Source organism: Streptomyces olindensis (genome assembly GCF_040645895.1).
In the GTDB taxonomy this organism is placed as follows: Bacteria; Actinomycetota; Actinomycetes; order Streptomycetales; family Streptomycetaceae; genus Streptomyces; species Streptomyces olindensis.
In genome coordinates, this window is sequence record NZ_JBEYZD010000037.1 from 1 (window position 1) to 18,849 (window position 18,849).

Here is an 18,849-nt window from a genome sequence, read left to right on the forward strand (position 1 = left end):
CCCCAAGCTCTCGGCTGCGCTCGAGCAGGGAGGTACCCCCATGGCCCCGCTCACCGGCGCTGATGAGGTGCCGTCGGTTCCCTGCGACCTGATCCCAACGACAGGCCCTACCCGTGACGGCGGGCGGTCAGCCGCGTTCCTCCTCGTCCAGGAGCCCCGCGTCGTAGGCGAGCAGGGCGATCTGCACCCGGTTGTTCAGGTCGAGCTTGGCCAGGACGCGGGAGACGTGCGTCTTGACGGTGGCGACGCTCATGAAGAGGCCGGTGGCGATCTCGGCGTTGGACAGGCCCCGGCCGACGGCGACGGCGACCTCCCGCTCGCGGTCGTTGAGGACGGCCATGCGGTCGCGGGCGCGCGTGCGGCGGGTGTCGGCGGCGGTGCCGGCCGCGTGCCGCATCAGCTGGCGGGTGACGGTGGGCGACAGGACCGGGTCGCCGGCCGCGACCCGGCGCACCGCCGCGAGGATCTCGGCCGGCGGGGTGTCCTTGAGGACGAAGCCGGCGGCGCCCGCCCGCAGCGCCCGCAGCACCTGCTCGTCGGCGTGGAAGGTGGTGAGGACCACCACCTGCGGGGCGTCCTCGCGGGCCCGCAACCGCTCGGTGGCCGCGAGACCGTCCACCGTCGGCATCCGGATGTCCATGAGCACCACGTCGGGACGGGTGCGGTCGACGAGCGCCTCCACCTCGCCGCCGTCGGCGGCCTCGCCGACGATCTCGATGTCGTCGGCCCCGCCCATCATGAAGGACAGCCCGGCCCGCACCAGCGGATCGTCGTCGACGAGCAGCAGTCTGATCGCAGTCATGGGCCTTACGTAATCACGGTCGGGGGCGGGCCGGGGCGCGGATGTGCGAGGGCTGGGCGCGGACACTCCAGTGGCTGCGCGGAGTTGACGGTCCGTCGGTCAGGCGCGCAGCGTCACCCCGTGCTGGGCGCGCAGGCGGCGGATCTCCCACCAGGCCACCGCCGTCACGGAGGCCGGGCCGCCGAGGACGGCGAGGACCTGGATCACCGGCGGCCCGGGCGGCAGACCGCCCGCGAGCAGGCTGATGACCGCGAACTCCCACACCAGCGTGCCGGTCAGCAGGGCCGGGAGCGCCGCGTGCACGGCCGCGGTGTTGAAGCCGGTGCGGATGGCCGGTCCGGTGGCGAACCCGACGAAGAACAGGAGCCAGACCAGGGGCAGGGCCGCCGCGATGATCAGCCAGGGGGCGGCGCCGGGCGACCCGTTGGAGGCCTCCTGCTTCCGGCCGAGCAGGACGATCGCCCCGCCGAGCAGCGGGAGGGCCGTCACGGCGCCGATGTACCAGCCGGCCGACCGCAGCGCGGCCCGCACCCGTACCCGCATGGCCGACCGCGTCTGCGCCGACGCCCACCGGAACAGCACCGCGATCACGACGGGCGCGCTGAGCAGCAGCAGGGGCGGGGTGACCGCCAGTCGCATGATGTACAGCTCGCGGGCCTCGACGGCGTCCTCCGGGGTGCCGTACGCGGCGAGCAGCAGCAGGGACATGACGGCCGCGACCCAGGCCCGCGTCTTCTGCACGCGCACCACCTGCCGGTCGTCGGCGGTCCGGGGCCCGTGCGGCGGGAACAGCCGGTGGGCGCGGACGCGGGCCGAGCGCGCGAACGAGTAGCACGCCACCAGCGGGACGATCGTGAACCAGGTGCACGGGGCGAGCAGCACCAGCCACATGCAGCCGGAGATCCTCCCCTGCCCCTGCCGCAACAGCTCGCGCACCGAGGGCCATTCGGCACCGCGCAGGCCGCCCCGTCCCGGCCCCCAGGAGCCGGGCCGTCCCTGAGGCACGTACGGGTGAGGCTGCGGTTGGGGCTGAGGCTGCGGGTAGGGCTGCGGAGGGTACGGGTGGGGCTGCGGGTGGCCGTACGGTGCCGGGCCCGGCTGGGGCGGCACGTAGGGGCCGGTGGCCGGAGGCGGCGGGTGGGGTCCGCCGTTCGGCGGCCGGGGCGGCTGGTACGGATTGGTGGGTCCCCCGAAACTCACGTGCGTGTTCCCTCCGTTACGCGTGGTGCTGAAGGCGGCACAAACATCAGCCATCGCCGCGTTCAAGTCAACCGGCCGCGGAGCGAAGGGTCATGGGGTTGCGCGCGGGCGCCCGGCATGCGCCCCGGAAACGCCCTGCCCGCGCCCCGGCACGCCTGAAAGGATCAGCGCATGCGCACCGTGTACGCCCTGCTCGTGGGCATCGACGACTACCCGGGACGGCCGCTGAGCGGCTGCGTCAACGACGTGCGGGCCGCGGAGAACTGGCTGCGGAGCAGGAGCGGCCCCCCGGCGCGCATCCGGACGCTGTACGACGAACAGGCGACGCGGGCGGCCGTGCTCGCGGGCCTGGAGGAGCACCTCGGGCGCGGCGGCCCGGGCGACACCGCGCTGCTGTGGTTCAGCGGGCACGGCAGCCAGAGCCCGACCGCCGACCCGGGCGAGGCCACCGGCTGGTCCCAGGCGCTGGTGTGCCACGACAGCCTCGTGCCGGGCGGGCAGCCGGTGCTGCGGGACACCGAACTCGGGGCGCTCCTGGACCGCGTCGCCGCCCGCGGCACCCATGTCGTCGCGGTGCTGGACTGCTGCCACTCGGGCGGTGCGACACGGGAGGACGGCGCTGTGCCGTCGGGTGCCGCGGTGCGGGGTGTGCCCTGGCAGTCGTGGTGGCGCGGGGCGTCCCGCGAGGGCGGAGGGCCGGGGGCCGAGCCGGGCCGGCACGTGCTGCTGGCCGCCTGCCGGCCGCAGGAGCGCGCCTACGAGCACTTCCTCGACGGCCGGATCCGGGGGTGCTTCAGCCATGCGCTGCTGAGCGCGCTGGACCGGCTCGGCCCCACGGCCACCTACGGCGAGGTGCACGCGCTCGCCGAGGGCGGGGTGCGCGCGCTGAGCCTGCTCCAGCATCCGGAGCTGCGCGGCCCGGAGGACGGCGGTTTCCTGTCCGGCGAGCCGGTGCCGGCCTCGCCGTTCCTGCTGCGGCACACGCCCTGGGGGTGGGAGGTCAACTGTGGTGCGGCGCACGGCCTGCGGTCGGCGGGCGCCGAGTTCGCCCTGCTCGGCGACGCCGGGGCGCGCACGGTCGTGGTGCGGGAGGTGCGCCCCGAGTCGGCCCGGGTCGATCCGGTCGGCTGGCGACCGACGGCGGACGACGAACGGACGGCGCACGCCGTGACGCCGTCGGCGCTGGCGTTCCCGCCGGCCGTCGTGACGCTGTCCGGTGAGGCGGTCGCCGTGCGCCTGGTCGCCGAGGCCGTCGAGACGGTGCCCGCGCTGGCCCTCGCACCTGACGAACCCCAGTCGGAACCAGCGGAGGCGGGCCTCCTGCGGCTGCGGGTGGAGGCCGGGGGCGGCCGGGCGCGGGTGTCGGGCGGGGCCGGTCACCCCCTGCCCGACCTGCCGCTGCGGTCCCCCGCGGACGCGGCCCGCGTCGCCGACTGCCTGGCCCACGTCGCGCGCTGGCACCACATCCGGGACCTCGCCAACCCCGATCCGCTGCTGTCGTCGCTGGTGCGGATCACCGTCGAGGAGACACCGGTGGGCAGCCTGCGGCACGCGGCGGACGGCGAGATCGTCTGCGATTACGCGCCCGACGGCCGGGAACCGCAGGTGCGGGTCGGGATCCACAACTCCTCCGGGCGTGACCTGTGGGCGGTCCTGCTCGACCTGACGGACAGCTACGGCTCGTCCCCGCACCTGTTCGAGGGCGAGTTCATCGGGGACGGCAGGGCCGGTTGGGCCCGGCGTGGCCGGCCGGTGTGGCTGCGGCTGCCGCAGGGGCGCGCTCCGGTGCCGGGCGCCTTCACCCGGGACTGGCTGAAGGTGATCGTCGCGGAGGACGAGCTGAACCTCGCCCCGTTCCGGCTGCCCGCCTGGTCCCCCGCGGCGCCCTCCGGCGCACGCCTGAGCCCGGCGCCGGCCGGTGGGGACGGCGGTCTGCTGCGGCTGGTCGGCGCGGGCACCGAGGGCGGCCGGGACGCGGGCGGTCCGGCGTACGGGGCGAGCCGGTGGGGGACGGCACAGGTCGTCGTCCGCACGCGGGTCTGAGGAGCCGTCACCAGCCGAGGTGGCTGGAGCCGTCACCAGCCGAGGTGCGTGAAACCCGCCCAGGCGGTGAGGTCGTCGCCGCGGATGTCGCCGACCCGGGCCCGCAGCCGGTCCGGCATGCCGGGCGGCGCCGCGCGGCGGTCGTTCAGCATCCACGACTGGGCGCTGCGCAGCGCCTGACCCGGCGGCAGGCCCTCCTGGCTCATGAAGTGGTGGGTCATGTACATCAGCAGCGACGTCGCCTCGTCGGGCACCGGCCACAGGGAGCCGATGACCGCGCGGGCACCCGCGACGAGGAAGGCGGTGGACAGGCTGTACGCCTCGTCGTAGCCGTGCCCGGAGACGTTCGTACGGCAGGCGGCCAGCACCACCAGGTCCAGGCCGCGGTAACGGGTCGCGCCCTCGGTCAGTTCCTCCGCGGCCAACCGCCCGCCGGACAGGGCGAGATAGGCGCTGTGCCGCTCGCCCTGGCGCACCACGCCGTGGCAGGCCAGGTGCAGCAGACCGCCCCGCTGCCGGCGCAGCCAGTCGGTGACGGCCGCGGGCGTGGCGGTGCCGGGGCCGAGGAGGTCGCCGTCCGGGTGGAAGACGCGGTGGACGGCCTCGGCCTCCTCGCCGGCGTGGTGGAGATCGCGGGTCGGGTTGCCGACGACGAGGGTCTGCCGGGTGCCGGCGGCGGGCCGGGCGGCCACCTCGCACAGCAGCCGGGCGGACGGCGTGTAGGAGATGTTCGCCTCCTCGCACGCGTATCCGCGTGAACGGCGCCGGCCCGGCACGCGGGCCGCGTGCCAGGGCACGACACCCAGGTCGCCCATGGGGACGAGCACCAGCGAGGGCACCCGGCCGAAGCCGCGCGGCAGGTGGTCCAGCAGGGGGCGCATCACCGCCGTCCCGGCCCAGGCGCACAGCTGCTCCAGGGCCTGTCGGCTCGCGCCCGGGTCCGGGGCGGGCGCGGGCGGCGGCTCGGCGACGGGCGGGCCACCGGCGTCGCGGCCCGGGGCGCCGGTGGCGCGGTAGGCGGTGAGCGGGGGTGCGTCCAGGGTGAGGTGGGGCAGGTCGAGGGAGCGGGTGGTGCCGTCGGCGGCGACGACGACCGCCGCGCCGGAGCCGGACCGCCGACCGAGGAGTCCGGGCACGGCCCCGTCGCCGGGCACGAGGTAGACGAGCGCGGTCGCGCCCAGCGCGCGCAGCGCGGCGCCGATGTCCGCGGGTGAGGGCACGTCCAGCAGGGCCTGGTGCCGTGGGGAGCCGGCCAGCGCCTCCAGGACCCGCCGGCGCAGCCGGCTGGAGGGCCCGGCGACCGCGGCCTGGGCGGCGAACAGCATCTCCTCCCCCGGCTCGGGCACGCTGCCCGCGCTCTGCCACTCCCGCGCGAGCTCCGGCAGGCCGAGCTCCCTCAGCATGTCGGGCACGGTGGCGGCCACGGTCGCCGCGTGCAGGACGAGTCCGCGCCCGGCGTCGAGGGCCCGTACGGCGTCGCTGTGGGCGCCGTCGGCCAGGCACCAGCGGGCCACGTCGAGGGCCTGGCCGCCCGCCATCCGGGCGGTCTGCGCGGCGTGGGCCGTACCGGACTGGAGCAGGGAGCTCCAGGCCGCCGCGCGCAGGCACTCGAGGCCGACGCGGCGGGAGGCGTCGTAGTTCAGGCGTCTGACGCGGGCGTCGTGCGCGTGCGCGTCGCCCCGCAGGCGGTAGGCCCTGGCCAGGTGGAAGCCCGTGCCGCCCCACAGCGGGTGGTGGGGTCCGCCGGCGAGCTTCAGGGTGTGCCGCAGCCAGGAGATGCCCTGGTCGAGGTGGAGGGCGCGGTCGGCGGGCGGCGCGAACTCCAGGTCGGCCATGATGCAGTGGCTGACGCCCAGCCCGCCTGTGACGCGGATCCACCGGTCGTCGTCGGGTTCGAGCAGTTCCAGCGCGGCCTCCCGCAGGGCCAGGGACTCCAGCATCCCCTGGTGGTCCATGGCGAGCAGGGCCCGCTGCCCCACCGCGAAGGCCGCTTCGCCCAGTCGGTCGGCCTGGGCGTTGACCGGCAGTCCGGCGATCCGGCGACGGATCTCATGGGTGGGCGTCGCGGCGTCCGCCCCTTCGGCGGCGGGTTCGAACCGGCCGGTGCGCTGGGCCCGCAGGTAGGTCAGGGAGCCGCGGGCGGCTTCCAGGTGCGACTCGAACGCGAACCGGTCCACGTGGTCGGCCGGCAGCCGGGCGAGGGCGAGTTCGAGTACCCGGATCTGCTCGGCCAGGGCCGGCTCGTCCTCGCTGCGGAAGGCCTGGTGGATGCGGAACAGGGCGACCTGCGCGCCCATGACCAGCCGCTGGTCCGGGGTCAGGGCCGAGGACTCGGCGAGCCGGGCCATGTCGTCGACGGCCGAGTCGAAGTCGTCCTCACCGCCGCCCAGTTGGCCCAGGTGGGTGCGCAGCCCGGCATGGACCATGTCCAGGTTCTCGCGCATCCGGGTGCCGGGCGGATGCGCGGCCCGGGCCCGCTCGATCCGGGCCAGCGCCGCCTCCAGCCGCGCGGGGTCGGTGAGGTGCCGCAGGCCCCACGCGCTGTGCTTGACGACGACGTTCGCCTTCCACGTCTCGTCCGCCGGCCCGTGCTCCCACATCGCCTGCCACAGTTCCTCCTCCTGCCGCGCGTCGGCGAGCGGCCCTTCGAGCCGCAGCAACGGAAGCAGGCTGAGCACCTGGCCGGCCCGCAGCCCGGACGCGACACCGCCCCGGGGCAGTGCGGCCCAGTCCGCGTACAGGCGGTCGTACGCCTCGCGGCCCGTCGTACAGCCCAGCCGCTCCAGCACCAGCCCGGCCAGCCCGGCGAGATCCTCACCGCTGACGACGCCCCGCGTCCGCTGCTCGATCTCCCACAGCAGCGCCTGCGGGTCGTACGGTGTCGTCACCTCACGCCCCCCGGTTTCTGCGGCCGCGGCGCGGTCCGCGTGCGGTACGGCGCCAGCACGCCGTTGAGCCACCGCTCCCCCTCCTCGGTCCCGAAGTCGACGGCCGGCGCGCCGGTCGGCTCCAGCGCGGGCGCCCCGCCCCGGTCGTCGAAGAGGATCGCGACCCGGTCGGCCGGCTCGCGTTTGGACGGCCACACGAACCCCTGGGCCCAGGGTGCGGTCCGCCGGCGGATCCAGTGGCCCCAGTCGCGGGTCTGGGGGTAGTCCGCGCCCTCGGTGTGGACGAGCCATGCGTCCTGCGCCACGGCGGCGAGATCCGCCCCGGACATCAGCGAGACGACCTCGACGTCGGCGGCCAGCCGCAGGAAGGACAGGCTGCGGCGTTCGAACGCCACGCGCGGCAGCAGCCGGTGGCCGGCGTCGGAGTCGAACGGCAGCGAGCGCAGCAGCACTTCGCAGACGGCGGCACCGACGCCGAAGCCGACGTACAGGTAGCCGTAGCGGTCGTAGGGGGTGCTGTCGAAGCGGCCGCCGTAGTAGAAGGCGTGCGCGGGGCGGTCGTTGTACGCGGCGGGTGCGCGGTGGGTGGAGTGGACGCGGTACACGGGTGTCCCGGCGCGCAGCACGGCCCGGGTCGGTTCGCCCGGCAGGGAGTCGGGCGGCGGGTACTTGCCCATGGGTCAGTCCTCCCCGTCCGGGGCGGCCAGTTCCCGTGCCGCGCCGAGGAGTTCGGTGTCGCGGCCCCGGCCCAGCAGGGCCGCCGGGGTGCCGTCCCACCAGGTGGTGCGGGTCAGCCACCAGTCGGCGGCGCCCCACGGGTCGGTGTCGGCGTGCAGGACGGAGTTGACCTCCAGGACGATCCGCCACGGCATGGTCCCGGCCTCGAACTGGAAGAGGGGCATCCGCCGGTGGCCGTCGGTGCCCGTCAGGGTGATCAGCCGGGGGTCGGCGCCCTCGGTCCACGGCGTGGCGGGTGCCCGGAGCAGGCGGTCGCGGACGGGCCCGAGGACGGGTCCGACCATGGGGTTGCCGTCGAGGACGAGCAGGCACAGGTCGGCCGCCGCGAATCCCGCGTACTGCTGGGCCGGGGGAGCGCCGGTGAACCGCCCGGTGTCGCCGTGCTGTCGCAGCCGGGCGGACTCGTCGGCGGGGAGGGCGTCGAGGAGGGCCCGGGCGGCGAGGGCGGCGGTGTCGCGGTCGTCCGTCCCGGTGCGCAGTCGGGACAGGTGCGCGGTCAGCGGCGGCCGTCGGTCCGGTGCGAGCAGCGCCGACAGTCTGTCCCAGTCGGCCGCGGCGGCGGCGAGCACCATGAAGGGGTTCACCCGCACCCGTGCCCTTTCCCGTCGGCGTCGGCCGACGCGTGGGCGGCGGGGGACCGTTCGCGCGCGCCGAGCGTCTCGGCCAGCAGGTCGGCGGCCAGGGGGCGGCGGACGACGAGGTGGAGGTCCGGGCCGGCGCCGCTGCCGGTGTCCAGTGCGGCCCACAGGGCGCTGACGCTGGTCTGCGGGGGCAGTCCACCGCGGCCCGCGCCGAGCAGGGGGAAGCAGATCGACCGCAACGGCGGCGTGAAGGCGGCGCGTTCCTCGGACAGCAGGGCGAGCGCGCGGGCGGCGGCCGTGGCGACGTCCTGGGCGGCGACGTCGTAGTCGTCGGTGCCGGGCCTCGGGACGGCGACGGCCGCGTGGTAGATGCGGCGGACGCCCCGGGCGGCGAGGGCGCCCGGATCGGTGGGGGCGACCGTGCCGGGCAGGGCGGGACGGCCCAGCAGCCCGTGCGCCGTACGCCAGTCGAGGAGGGCGTCGTGCACCGGGTCGGCGATGACGTCCCCGGCCACGTCGCGCACGGCGCCCGCCCGGCGCAGGGACGCGGAGACGGAGGCCTTGTACAGCGCGGGCAGCGCGAGGTGGGTGTTGGTCGGGGAGACGATCACATCGACGTTCCGGAGGAGTTCGACGGGGTGCACGTGCAGCAGGACGTCCCGGGATCCTACGCGCAGGGAGCGGTGCTGCAAGTGCGGTGCGAGCAGGGGTGGTTGCGTGGTACGGGACCGCCGTGGGGCGGTACCGGCCAGCCAGCACACCTGTTCGGCGATCTGGGCGAGGACCATCTCCTCCTGGCTCTTGCGGAAGCGCTCGACGCTGACGCTGTACACCTGGGCGGCGAGTCTGCGCCGGTCCGCCGCGGGGCGGTCGCGCAGGCCGGGCGCCAGGCCGAGGGAGTAGCCGGCCGCCGCCTCCAGGTCGCCCCCGCCGAGCCGGGCCACGGCCGCGCGCAGCAGGTTCTCCACCTCGACGGGCCAGGCGTCGGTGACGGCGGCGGAACGCGCGGCGGCCGCCCGGCGGAGCAGCGGGACGTCGAGCTCCCGGATCCGGACCAGGCCCTCGGCCCGGACCGTCTTCACCTCCCTCAGCACGGACGCGACCTCGAACTGCGGTGCACCTGGCGACATATGCCCATGATCCGCCGGTCACCTCACCGGCCACAAGTGCCTCACCCCCACGGCAGCCAGGCCCGCACCTCGAACCCGCCCTGCGCGGTGCGGCCGTGCTCCAGGCGGCCGCCCGCGAGGGTCGCCCGCTCCGTCAGGCCGATCAGGCCCTGGCCGGAGCCGGGCACGGGCGGCACCTCGCCCTCGGGCGGCGGATTGCGCACGGCGACGGCGAGCCCCTCGCCCGGTGCGCCGCTGACGGACACGGTGACCTCCGCGCCGGGCGCGTGCTTGCGGGCGTTGGTCAGGCCCTCCTGGGCGATCCGGTAGGCGGTGCGGCCGACGGAGGAGGGAACGGCGGCGGGGTCGTCGACGCACTGGTGGAGGGAGACCTTCATGCCGGCCTCCCGGGACTCGGCGACCAGCGTGTCCAGCGCCGCGAGGGTCGGCTGCGGCCGGCCCGTGTCGTCGGGCTCGGCCGCCCGCAGGACGCCGATGATCTCCCGCAGGTCCTGCAGTGCCTCGTGCGCGCTCTCCCGGATCACGCCGGCCGCGCGCGCCGTTTCGGCCGGGGGTGCGTCGGGCCGGAACTCCAGGGCACCCGCGTGCACGCTCAGCAGCGTCAGCCGGTGGGCGAGCACGTCGTGCATCTCCCGCGAGATGGCCTCGCGGGCCAGCCGCTGCGCCTGCTCGGCCCGCAGCCGCGCCTCCGTCTCGGCCCGCCGGGCCCGGTCCCTGAGGCTCAGCAGCAGGTGCCGCTTGGCCCGTACGAACATGCCCCAGCCGACGATCGCCACGGTGAGCAGCACGGCGAACGGCACGATCACCATGTACGGGATGTCCGCGTCGGGACGCAGCCAGTAGTACAGCGGTGCCAGCGCCGCGTTGACGCCGCCCACCCAGGCCACGTACCGGAAGGGGCGGTGCACGGCGAGCGTGAACAGGGCGATCATGCCCGCGCCGCCCGCGGTGTCCGAGACGAAGGTGACCGGCGTCATCGCCACGGCCAGCCCCAGCGGCCAGCGGCGGCGCAGCCAGACCGCCGCGCAGGCCAGTGCGCCGACCATCTGGTCGATGGCGGCCAGTCCGGGCGATACGTAGGGGTTCTGGTTGAGCGCCTCGACGGCGATCAGGCCCACCACGACGGCCAGCAGGAAGCAGGAGAAGTCGACGACCCAGTCCCGGGCGGTGCGCCGGGGCCGCCGCCCGGCCCGCCGGGCGTCGGGGTCGAGTTCGTGGAGCAGCGCCGACGGGATGAACCATCTTCGCCCGGTGAACAGCGCGGGCGTCTCTCCCCACGGCACCGGGGATACCTGCCCCACGTCGTCACGCTTCACGGTCGACAAATCTACGCAGCCGCGGCCCGTTCCACCTCTCCATGGGGGAGATCGTCGACCAAAGTCGCCGCACCGCAGACTTTCGGCGCGGCCGGCGCAGCCGGAGAGGGAACTTCCGTTCCGGGGTGCTCGCCCCGCGGCCGATGCGCGTGGGGGGTCCGCGGGGCGAGGCTCGGGGGATGAAGCAGGTGCTGGAGATTCTCGGCTTCCTCGCCCTCGTGCAGGGCGTGGCGGGCCTGGTGCACGAGTTCACCGACTGGAACTGGGGCCTCGTGCAACGACTGGGGTTCCTCGACGGTTTCGAGGTCTACGCGAGCGTCGCGCTGCTGGTGCTCGGCGTCGCCCTGTTCGCGGCGGCCGGGAGCCGGAAGTCCGCCTGAGCCGCGGGCGGACTCCCGGCGGTGGCCGGTGGGGTCAGCAGCCGTAGTCGACCAGGTCGAACGACGCGTAGTGGTCGGCCGTGTAGTAGTCCTCCTGGTGCTCCTCACCGGTGACGATGCGCCGCGCGCCGCGCGTGGAGGAGCCGGGGGTGATGACCGTGTACTCGTGGTAGTAGCCGGAGGGCTGGCCGGGCAGGATCCGCTCCCGGTTCTGGAAGACGGTGCCGTCCTGGTCGAACGGGTACGGGCCGCCCTGCTCGATCAGGTCGAGCGTGTCGTGGGCCTGGGACGGCAGGTCGCCGTAGCAGATGCTGCCGACGGCGGTGGGGGCCGCGTCGGCCGTGGTGGCGGAGACGGTACCGCCGACGAGGAGGGCGGACAGGAGGGCGGCTGCTGCGCCGAGCCGCGAGGCGCGTGGGGGGAAACTCATGGGCTCATGATGACGCGCGTAGACAGTGGCATGTCAATGACAAGCCCGGAGAATTTCCCGTCAAGTCCGATGAGTTAGCGGGAAGTTAACCTGCCCTCCGGCGCCCGCCCGCGCTGTTCACCAGGGGCGGCGGGCGCCGGGCGGGGCGCTACGCGTCCTCCGGCAGGGTGTACTCGCCGTACTGCGGGCGGCCCGCCAGGTCGTACGTCTGGATCGAGACGCCCGCGCCGGTGACGCTCCCCCCGGTGTGTTCGAACGCGGTCGGCACGGAGCCCTCCGGGAACAGCCGGAACCCGCTGCCGAGCACGACCGGGAAGGTCAGCAGATGCAGGGTGTCGACGAGATCGAGCGCCAGCAGCGACCGGAGCAGGGCGCCGCTGCCGTGCACCTGGACCTCGCCGTCGGTGCGCTCCTTCAGCGCGGTGACCTCCTTGGCGAGGTCACCGGAGAGCACGGTGGTGCCCGCCCACGCGGGGTCCGTCAGAGTCGAGGAGACGACGTACTTCGGCAGGGAGTTGAGCCCGGAGGCGACCGGGTCGGCGGGGTCGGTCACCTTGGGCCAGAAGGTGGCGAAGATGTCGTACGTCCGGCGTCCCAGCAGGAAGGCGCCCGGCCGGGTGAAGACCTCGCTGATGAACCGGCCGAAGTCCTCGTCGGCGTACGGGAAGCTCCAGCCGCCGTGGGTGAAGCCCCCGCGGGTGTCCTCGTGCGGCCCGCCGGGGGCCTGGTAGACGCCGTCGAGGGTGACGAAGAGGGTGGAGACGAGCTTGCCCATGGCGGGTGCCTTCCTTGCGGGGGTGTCTGCTTGCATCGGTTCAGACTCCGCCGAGGCCCGCAACTCATCGCTGGGCCGTACGGCTCCCGGGCGGGTCGTTTCGCGGACACCCCCGGTGCTCACGATCTCGATGTCCGTTCGCCGCCAGCGTCGCCGGTGGCCGGGCGCTGGGATGGAGCCATGACTTCTCACGGAACTCTCGAAGGAACTCTCGACGGCAAGGTGGCTCTCGTGACGGGCGGGAGCCGTGGCATCGGCGCGGCGACGGCCCTGCGGCTGGCCCGGGAGGGCGCGGACGTGGCCGTCGGTTATGTGCACGGCAAGGAGGCGGCCGAGGACGTCGTACGGGCCGTGGAGGCGCTGGGGCGCCGGGCGGTGGCGCTGCGCGCGGACGCGGCGCAGGCCGCCGACGCGGCCGGTGTCGTGGACGCGGCGGCCGGGGCGCTCGGCGGGCTCGACATCCTGGTGAACAACGCGGGCGTGGGCGTGCTCGGGCCGTTGCAGAGCCTGTCGCTCGCGGACGTGGAGCGGGTCCTCGCCGTCAACGTGCGTGCTGTCTTCCTGGCGTCCCAGGCGGCCGCAGCGCGGATGCCCGAGGGCGGGCGGATCATCACGATCGGCAGTTGCATGGCCCGGCGGGTGCCGGGGCCCGGCGGCACGCTCTACGCGATGAGCAAGGCCGCGCTGGCCGGCCTGACCAAGGCCCTGGCGAGGGAGCTGGGCGACCGCGGGATCACCGCGAACCTGGTCCATCCCGGCCCGATCGACACGGACATGAACCCGGCGGACGGCCCGTACGCGTCCGCTCAGGCGGCGGCGACGGCGCTGGGCCGGTTCGGGACGGCGGACGAGGTGGCGTCGACGGTCGCCCACCTGGCCGGGGCGGCCTACGTGACCGGGGCGGAGTTCGCGGTCGACGGCGGCCACGCGGCGTGAGCGACGTGGGGCGCACCGGTGCTGTCCGGCCGGTGCGCCCCACGGGCCAGGTACGCCCCACGGGCGGGTGGGCCCCACGGGCGGGTGGGTCAGCCGCCCAGCTCCTGGTGGCGGGCCGCCAGCCGGCTCGTGCCCTCCTGGGTCAGGGAGCCGAACAGGCGCAGGCGGGAGATGCCGCCGTCCGGGAAGATGTCCACGCGCGCGTGCGTGCCGACGGCCGGTTCCGGGAGGACGAAACGGTGGTTGGTGTCGGGCTGCAGACGGGTGCGGGGCAGGATCTCCCGCCAGTCGCCGTCCTCGCCGTCCTTGACGGACACGGACGCCCAGCCGGCGCTGTTGCCCTTGAGGTAGGCGGTGTCGATCTCCAGGGCGCGGATCTGCGCCTGGGCGGCGAGCCGGTAGCGGATCCAGTCGTGCCCCTGGTCGCGGCGGCGGCGCGTCTCCCAGCCGTCGTCCATCTTGCGGGAGCGGCCCGGCTGGATGGTGTTGGTGGCGGGCGAGTAGAAGCGGTTGGAGGCGTCCTCGACCTGGCCGCCGTTCTCCAGGGCGACGACGTCGAAGGTGCCGAGCGCCTCCAGCCACGCCGGGTCGGGGACGGTCTCGCCGTACACGCGCAGGCGGGCGATGCCGCCGTCGGGGTGCTGGTTGACCCGCAGGTGGGTGAAACGCTGCTCGACGGAGACGGCGAAGCCGTTCGCCGCGTGGCCGCCGACCGCGGTGCGCGGCACCAGGGTCGTCCACTTCACGTCGTCCCCGAGGAGTTCCTCCGGCGACGGGGAGCCGGCGACGCAGGTGCCCTCGACGGACACGGCCTGCGGGTAGTTGCCCCGGAAGTGGGCGGTGTCGACGACGATCCCGCGGATCACGCCGGGGGCGCCGAGGCGGACCAGCGCCCAGTCGTGGTCCTCGGCGGTGGGCCACGGGTGCTCGGCGGAGGCGCCCCGGCGGCGGCGCGTCTCCCAGCCGTCCATGATCTTGCCCTTGTGCCCGAAGTGCTCGGGGTCGAACTCGGCGCGCCCGGGCACCAGCAGGTTCTCGCGCTGGGCGAAGAACTCGTCGTTGGCGGCGATGACACCGGCCCCGAGGTGCCGGTCGGCGAGGTTGGCGTACTGGGTGAAGGGGAAGTCGGCGGTGCGGTAGTCCGCGTAGGGGTCGCCGCCTCCGTAGGGGTTCGCGTCGCCGGTGAAGCTGGGAATCGCCGTCACGATGATCAGGTCTTCCTTTCGGTGTCCGGGATGGGATTCAGTTGGTCCGGGTGAGGAGCCGCCCCTTCGGTTCGGTGAACTCGCCGTCCGCGACGATCCGCTGTCCGCGCAGCCAGGTGGACTTCACGACGCCGTACAGGGTCCTGCCGGCGTAGGCCGTGACGCGGTTGCGGTGCTGCAGGGAGGCCGGGTCGACGGTGAAGGTCTCGTCGGGGGCGAGGACCGCGAAGTCGGCGTCGCGGCCGGCCGCGATGGCGCCCTTGCGGTCGTCGAGCCCGACCAGTTCGGAGGTCCGCGCGGACATCCAGCGGACGACGTCCTCCAGGCCGTGCCCGCGCCTGCGGGCCTCCGTCCACACCGCGGCGAGGCTCAGCTGGAGCCCGGAGATGCCGCCCCAGGCCGTCGCGAAGTCGTCGGTCTTGAGATCGGCGGTGGACGGGGAGTGGTCGGTGACGACGCAGTCGATGGTGCCGTCGGCCAGCGCCTGCCAGAGCAGGTCCTGGTTGGCGGCCTCGCGGATCGGCGGGCAGCACTTGAACTCGCTGGCGCCGTCGGGGACTTCCTCGGCGGTGAGGGTCAGGTAGTGGGGGCAGGTCTCCACGGTGATGCGGACGCCCTCCGCGCGGGCCTCGGCGATCATCGGCAGGGCGTCGCTGGAGGACAGGTGGAGCACGTGCACGCGCGCGTTCAGCGCCTTGGCCTCGCGGATGAGCTGGGCGATGGCGCTGTCCTCGGCGTCCCGGGGGCGGGAGGCGAGGAAGTCGGCGTACTTGGGGCCGGGTTGCTGCGGGGCGGAGGCGAGCAGGTGGGGGTCCTCGGCGTGCACGATGAGCAGGCCGTCGAAGGCGGCGATCTCGGCCATCGTGCGGGCGAGCGGGTCCCGCTCCAGGTGCGGGAACTCGTCCACGCCGGACGGCGACAGGAACGCCTTGAAGCCGAAGACGCCGGCCTCGTGCAGCGGGCGCAGCTCCTTGATGTTGTCCGGCAGGGCGCCGCCCCAGAAGCCGACGTCGATGTGCGCCTTGTCTGCGGCGACCTGCTGCTTGGTGCGCAGGTGGGCGACGGTCGTGGTCGGCGGGAGGGAGTTGAGGGGCATGTCGACGAGGGTCGTGATGCCGCCGGCCGCGGCGGCGCGGGTGGCGGTCCAGAAGCCCTCCCACTCGGTGCGGCCGGGGTCGTTGACGTGCACGTGGGTGTCGACCAGGCCGGGCAGCAGGACGTGGTCGCCCAGGTCCTCCAGGCGGGCCCCCTCCGGCACGGGGGCGTCGTACGGGAGGACGGCCGTGATCGTGCCGCCGGAGACCGCGACGGATGCGGCGCGGGTCCCCTCGGGAGTGATGACACGCGTCGAGCGGAGCACCAGTTCAGCGTCGGACACCCGAACCCCTTTCTTCAACGTTCTGTTGAAGGAGTCTTCACTCCCGTTTCGGCCCCGTCAAGGGCACACTGCTACTGGGCACGCCAGCACTCCACCCCTGGACTTTTCCACGAAGCGGAATTAAAATCCCGGGAAGCGAAATGCTACCCGAAAGGAACGCCCCGTGCCGACGTCCAGCGCCAGCACCACCGACTCCGCCCGGTCCTCCGCCAACGGCGGGGTCCAGTCCCTCGAGCGCGCCTTCGACCTGCTCGAACGGATGGCGGACGCGGGCGGCGAGGTCGGCCTGAGCGAGCTGTCCGCGAGCAGCGGACTGCCCCTGCCGACCATCCACCGCCTGATGCGCACGCTGGTGGCCTGCGGATACGTACGCCAGCAGCCCAACCGGCGGTACGCGCTCGGCCCGCGCCTGATCCGCCTCGGCGAGTCGGCCTCCCGGCTGCTGGGCACCTGGGCGCGCCCGTATCTCGCCCGGCTGGTCGAGGAGACCGGCGAGACGGCGAACATGGCGCTGCTGGACGGGGACGAGATCGTCTACGTGGCGCAGGTGCCGTCGAAGCACTCGATGCGGATGTTCACCGAGGTCGGCCGCCGTGTGCTGCCGCACTCCACGGGCGTGGGCAAGGCCCTGCTCGCCGGTTTCCCGCCGGAGGAGGTGCGGGCCCTGCTCGCCCGCACGGGCATGCCCGCCGCGACGGACAAGACGATCACGACGCCCGACGGGTTCCTCGCGGCGCTGGAGGACGTGCGCCGTCAGGGCTACGCGATCGACGACAACGAGCAGGAGATCGGGGTGCGCTGCCTCGCGGTCTCGGTGCCCGACTCCCCCACCGCCGCCGCCATCTCCATCTCCGGCCCGGCGGGCCGGGTCACGGAGTCGGCGACGGAGAAGATCGTGCCGGTGCTCCAGCAGGTCGCGGGCGAGCTGTCGGAGGCCCTGGCCAGCCAGAGCCCCGCGTGACGGGCTTACAGCGCTGGCCCGGGCGGTACACCGACCGGCACGGCTCGCAGGACGTCGTCTTCGAGACCGACGGCCGGCAGCTGATCCGTACGACGATCCGGGACGTCCTCTTCGAGGGCTCCGGCATGGACGATCTGGGCGCCCTGGCCGGTGAGCCGCCCGAGGCGATGTTCCGCTTCCTCGACGGCGCCCTCTGCGCCTGCCTGCTGGAATGGCGGCTGCCCCTGCCCGTCGCGCACGCGGGGCAGGGCGTCCGGGAAGGGGTGCTGCACTGCGCCCTGCGGCTGCCGGACCCGGCCGCGGGCTCCGCGCCCGGCCCGGACGGGGAGAGCCTGGTCCTCACGCTGCGCCTCGACGGGCGGGAGTACGGCGGCGGGGACGACTGCGGGGACTTCGAGAACGGTCTGTACGCGATCCAGCGCGAGCTGCCCCCGGGCATCCGGCTCACGGCGTGCATCGCGTGCGCCTGGTCCGACTACAGCCCGGTCGGCCACGGCCTGATGGCCGGTCTGGCCTGCTTCCGGGACGTCAAGGCCCGCTACCGGCGGGTCGACGGCAAGCACGGCCCCCATGGCGTCTTCGCGATCTGGCCGGCCCACACGGAACTGGTCCAGGAGACCTGGCTCTGCCGCGACTTCGAGCCCCGCGCCGCGCACACCGGCTACCGGGGCACGTTCCCGTAGCGCCCAGGCGCCCTAGGGGGTGTCCGGCAGGCGGGACTTTGCGGACACCACCTAGACACCACCTAGCCCTGCCCGCGCACCGGCCCGCCGAAGAGGTCCACCGCCCGGCGGACCTCCGCCACCCCGGGGGACAGCGCGCTCACCGAGCCGATCGCGCCGGCGATCAGCAGCAGGGAGCGGCGCAGCCGCGGGATCTCGGGGATGCCGGCGGCGGCCATGGCGTCCAGGGCGGCGAGTTCCTCCTCGGCGATGCTCCGGTCGGCGAACTCGCCGGGGTGGGCGGCGAGTCGGCGGCGCAGCCGGGACACGGCGGAGCGCAGCTCCGTCACGCGCGGATCCGCCTCGCCCCCGGCCACAGGCCCCTGCCGCTTCTGCTCCACGCTCCGCAACACAGTCCTCCCCCTCGCACCTCGTCGTGCGCGTGCCCTTCCGACGCGAAGTCCCCCACACCGGGCACTCGTCCGCCGCCCGGCCGGTCGGTGCGGGCGACAGTAAACGACGCGGGCCACCGGGCGCCAGTCCATTGCGTCATCGACTTGTTTCGCTGCGTGACTTTCCGGCCCGGGGGCGCGAGAGACCCGGGGCGCGGCAGCCCTGCTGCGGTATGCAGGTTCCATGACGACAAGGGAGACGACGGACGGGACGGGTGCGGTTGCGGGGTTGCTGCTGGCCGCGGGTGGCGGGCGGCGGCTGGGCGGACGCCCCAAGGCACTGCTCCCCCACCGCGGGCGGCCGCTCGTGGAGCACGCGGTGCGGGTGCTGCGCGAGGGCGGCTGCACACGTGTCCACGTGGTTCTGGGCGCACAGGCGGACGAGGTGCGCGCACGGGCCGCCCTGCCGGGCTGCGTCCTCGTCGACAACCCCGACTGGGAGCAGGGCATGGGGACGTCGCTGCGCGCCGGGCTGGCCTCGCTCACCGGCACGGACGCCCGGGCCGCCCTGGTAGCGCTGGTCGACCAGCCCGGCATCGGGCCGGAGGCGGTGGCGCGGGTCCTGGGGGCGTGCACGGGCGAGGAGTCGCTCGTCTCGGCGGCCTACGAGGGGGTGCGCGGCCATCCCGTGCTGTTCGGCGCCGCCCACTGGGCGGGGGTCGCCGCGACTGCGACCGGGGACCGGGGGGCACGCGCGTACCTGAAGGAGCACGAGCCGGCGATCTCGCTCGTCGAGTGCGGGGACGTGGCCCGGCCCTTCGACATCGACACCGAGGCCGATCTGGCCCACCTTGAGTGAGCGGGATGGCACGGAGCGCCACCTTGCCTCGATCCAGAGAATCTCGACATCAACAATCGATTGAACTTCCACTATGAGGAAACTAGTATCCACTGTTCAGAAGCGCCCGAGGGCTCCGCGGGCGCCGAACGCCGTATCCGGGAAGACTGGCACCCGGTGCCGAACCGGCTCGT

Annotated in this window: 18 protein-coding genes; 6 read left to right on the forward strand and 12 right to left on the reverse strand. The window is 74.6% G+C overall.

What is annotated here, in order from left to right; translation table 11 throughout:
- Positions 1-127: 127 nt before the first annotated feature.
- Both ABZ948_RS23460 and ABZ948_RS23465 read right to left on the reverse strand, forming a co-directional pair.
- On the reverse strand, positions 128-802 hold the full coding sequence (locus ABZ948_RS23460) for a response regulator transcription factor (protein WP_359762492.1): 675 nt from the start codon (positions 800-802) through the stop codon (positions 128-130).
- Between the two features lie 99 nt (positions 803-901).
- The gene (locus ABZ948_RS23465) at positions 902-1,807 is read right to left on the reverse strand and encodes a hypothetical protein (protein WP_359762494.1); all 906 of its coding nucleotides are present in this window, start codon (positions 1,805-1,807) and stop codon (positions 902-904) included.
- A gap of 366 nt (positions 1,808-2,173) precedes the next feature.
- Between ABZ948_RS23465 and ABZ948_RS23470 the strand changes: the two genes are divergently transcribed.
- Positions 2,174-4,045 carry a caspase family protein gene (locus ABZ948_RS23470; RefSeq protein ID WP_359762496.1) on the forward strand — a complete coding sequence of 624 codons (1,872 nt, stop codon included), beginning with the start codon at positions 2,174-2,176 and terminating at the stop codon, positions 4,043-4,045.
- A 32-nt stretch (positions 4,046-4,077) separates the two neighbouring features.
- On the opposite strand, the gene ABZ948_RS23475 is transcribed toward ABZ948_RS23470, so the two are convergent.
- From ABZ948_RS23475 to ABZ948_RS23495, 5 genes are read right to left on the reverse strand one after another with little or no spacing between them, the layout of a single operon-like run.
- The gene (locus tag ABZ948_RS23475) at positions 4,078-6,933 is read right to left on the reverse strand and encodes a CHAT domain-containing protein (RefSeq protein ID WP_359762498.1); all 2,856 of its coding nucleotides are present in this window, start codon (positions 6,931-6,933) and stop codon (positions 4,078-4,080) included.
- Positions 6,930-7,610, reverse strand: coding sequence for an RES family NAD+ phosphorylase (locus ABZ948_RS23480; RefSeq protein WP_359762500.1), 681 nt, complete (start codon positions 7,608-7,610; stop codon positions 6,930-6,932). The genes ABZ948_RS23475 and ABZ948_RS23480 overlap by 4 nt, the downstream gene beginning before the upstream one ends.
- A 3-nt stretch (positions 7,611-7,613) precedes the next feature.
- Entirely contained in the window at positions 7,614-8,255 is a 642-nt protein-coding gene (locus tag ABZ948_RS23485) for a hypothetical protein (protein ID WP_359762501.1), read from the reverse strand.
- Positions 8,252-9,382, reverse strand: a complete 1,131-nt coding sequence (locus ABZ948_RS23490; RefSeq protein WP_359762503.1) for a macro domain-containing protein — start codon at positions 9,380-9,382, stop codon at positions 8,252-8,254. Before ABZ948_RS23490 ends, ABZ948_RS23485 begins: the two co-directional genes overlap by 4 nt.
- 41 nt (positions 9,383-9,423) lie before the next feature.
- Complete coding sequence (locus ABZ948_RS23495) at positions 9,424-10,707, reverse strand: sensor histidine kinase (protein WP_435857581.1); 1,284 nt, start codon at positions 10,705-10,707, stop codon at positions 9,424-9,426.
- Positions 10,708-10,877: 170 nt separating this feature from the next.
- Here ABZ948_RS23495 and ABZ948_RS23500 point away from each other — a divergent pair, with 170 nt between their 5' ends.
- Positions 10,878-11,078, forward strand: a complete 201-nt coding sequence (locus ABZ948_RS23500) for a hypothetical protein (protein WP_359762505.1) — start codon at positions 10,878-10,880, stop codon at positions 11,076-11,078.
- A gap of 34 nt (positions 11,079-11,112) precedes the next feature.
- Here the strand turns inward: ABZ948_RS23500 and ABZ948_RS23505 are convergent, their stop codons facing one another.
- Positions 11,113-11,508, reverse strand: a complete 396-nt coding sequence (locus ABZ948_RS23505; RefSeq protein ID WP_359762506.1) for a guanyl-specific ribonuclease — start codon at positions 11,506-11,508, stop codon at positions 11,113-11,115.
- Positions 11,509-11,656: 148 nt separating this feature from the next.
- Positions 11,657-12,283, reverse strand: coding sequence for a dihydrofolate reductase family protein (locus ABZ948_RS23510; protein ID WP_359762508.1), 627 nt, complete (start codon positions 12,281-12,283; stop codon positions 11,657-11,659).
- A 180-nt stretch (positions 12,284-12,463) separates the two neighbouring features.
- On the opposite strand from ABZ948_RS23510, the gene ABZ948_RS23515 reads away from it, so the two are divergent.
- The gene (locus ABZ948_RS23515; protein WP_359762510.1) at positions 12,464-13,219 is read left to right on the forward strand and encodes an SDR family oxidoreductase; all 756 of its coding nucleotides are present in this window, start codon (positions 12,464-12,466) and stop codon (positions 13,217-13,219) included.
- A gap of 89 nt (positions 13,220-13,308) precedes the next feature.
- On the opposite strand, the gene alc is transcribed toward ABZ948_RS23515, so the two are convergent.
- Both alc and allB read right to left on the reverse strand, forming a co-directional pair.
- Complete coding sequence (gene alc, locus ABZ948_RS23520; RefSeq protein WP_359762512.1) at positions 13,309-14,424, reverse strand: allantoicase; 1,116 nt, start codon at positions 14,422-14,424, stop codon at positions 13,309-13,311.
- Positions 14,425-14,461: 37 nt separating this feature from the next.
- Positions 14,462-15,802, reverse strand: coding sequence for an allantoinase AllB (gene allB / locus ABZ948_RS23525; protein WP_359762514.1), 1,341 nt, complete (start codon positions 15,800-15,802; stop codon positions 14,462-14,464).
- A 163-nt stretch (positions 15,803-15,965) separates the two neighbouring features.
- On the opposite strand from allB, the gene ABZ948_RS23530 reads away from it, so the two are divergent.
- A complete protein-coding gene (locus ABZ948_RS23530; RefSeq protein WP_114256243.1) occupies positions 15,966-16,763 on the forward strand; it encodes an IclR family transcriptional regulator in 798 nt (265 codons plus the stop codon).
- Positions 16,760-17,446 carry a DUF6304 family protein gene (locus tag ABZ948_RS23535; RefSeq protein ID WP_359762517.1) on the forward strand — a complete coding sequence of 229 codons (687 nt, stop codon included), beginning with the start codon at positions 16,760-16,762 and terminating at the stop codon, positions 17,444-17,446. The genes ABZ948_RS23530 and ABZ948_RS23535 overlap by 4 nt, the downstream gene beginning before the upstream one ends.
- Positions 17,447-17,508: 62 nt before the next feature.
- Here ABZ948_RS23535 and ABZ948_RS23540 read toward each other — a convergent pair whose 3' ends face one another.
- Complete coding sequence (locus ABZ948_RS23540) at positions 17,509-17,838, reverse strand: DUF5955 family protein (RefSeq protein WP_435857582.1); 330 nt, start codon at positions 17,836-17,838, stop codon at positions 17,509-17,511.
- Between the two features lie 223 nt (positions 17,839-18,061).
- Between ABZ948_RS23540 and ABZ948_RS23545 the strand changes: the two genes are divergently transcribed.
- A complete protein-coding gene (locus ABZ948_RS23545; RefSeq protein WP_359762519.1) occupies positions 18,062-18,676 on the forward strand; it encodes a nucleotidyltransferase family protein in 615 nt (204 codons plus the stop codon).
- Positions 18,677-18,849 lie beyond the last annotated feature (173 nt).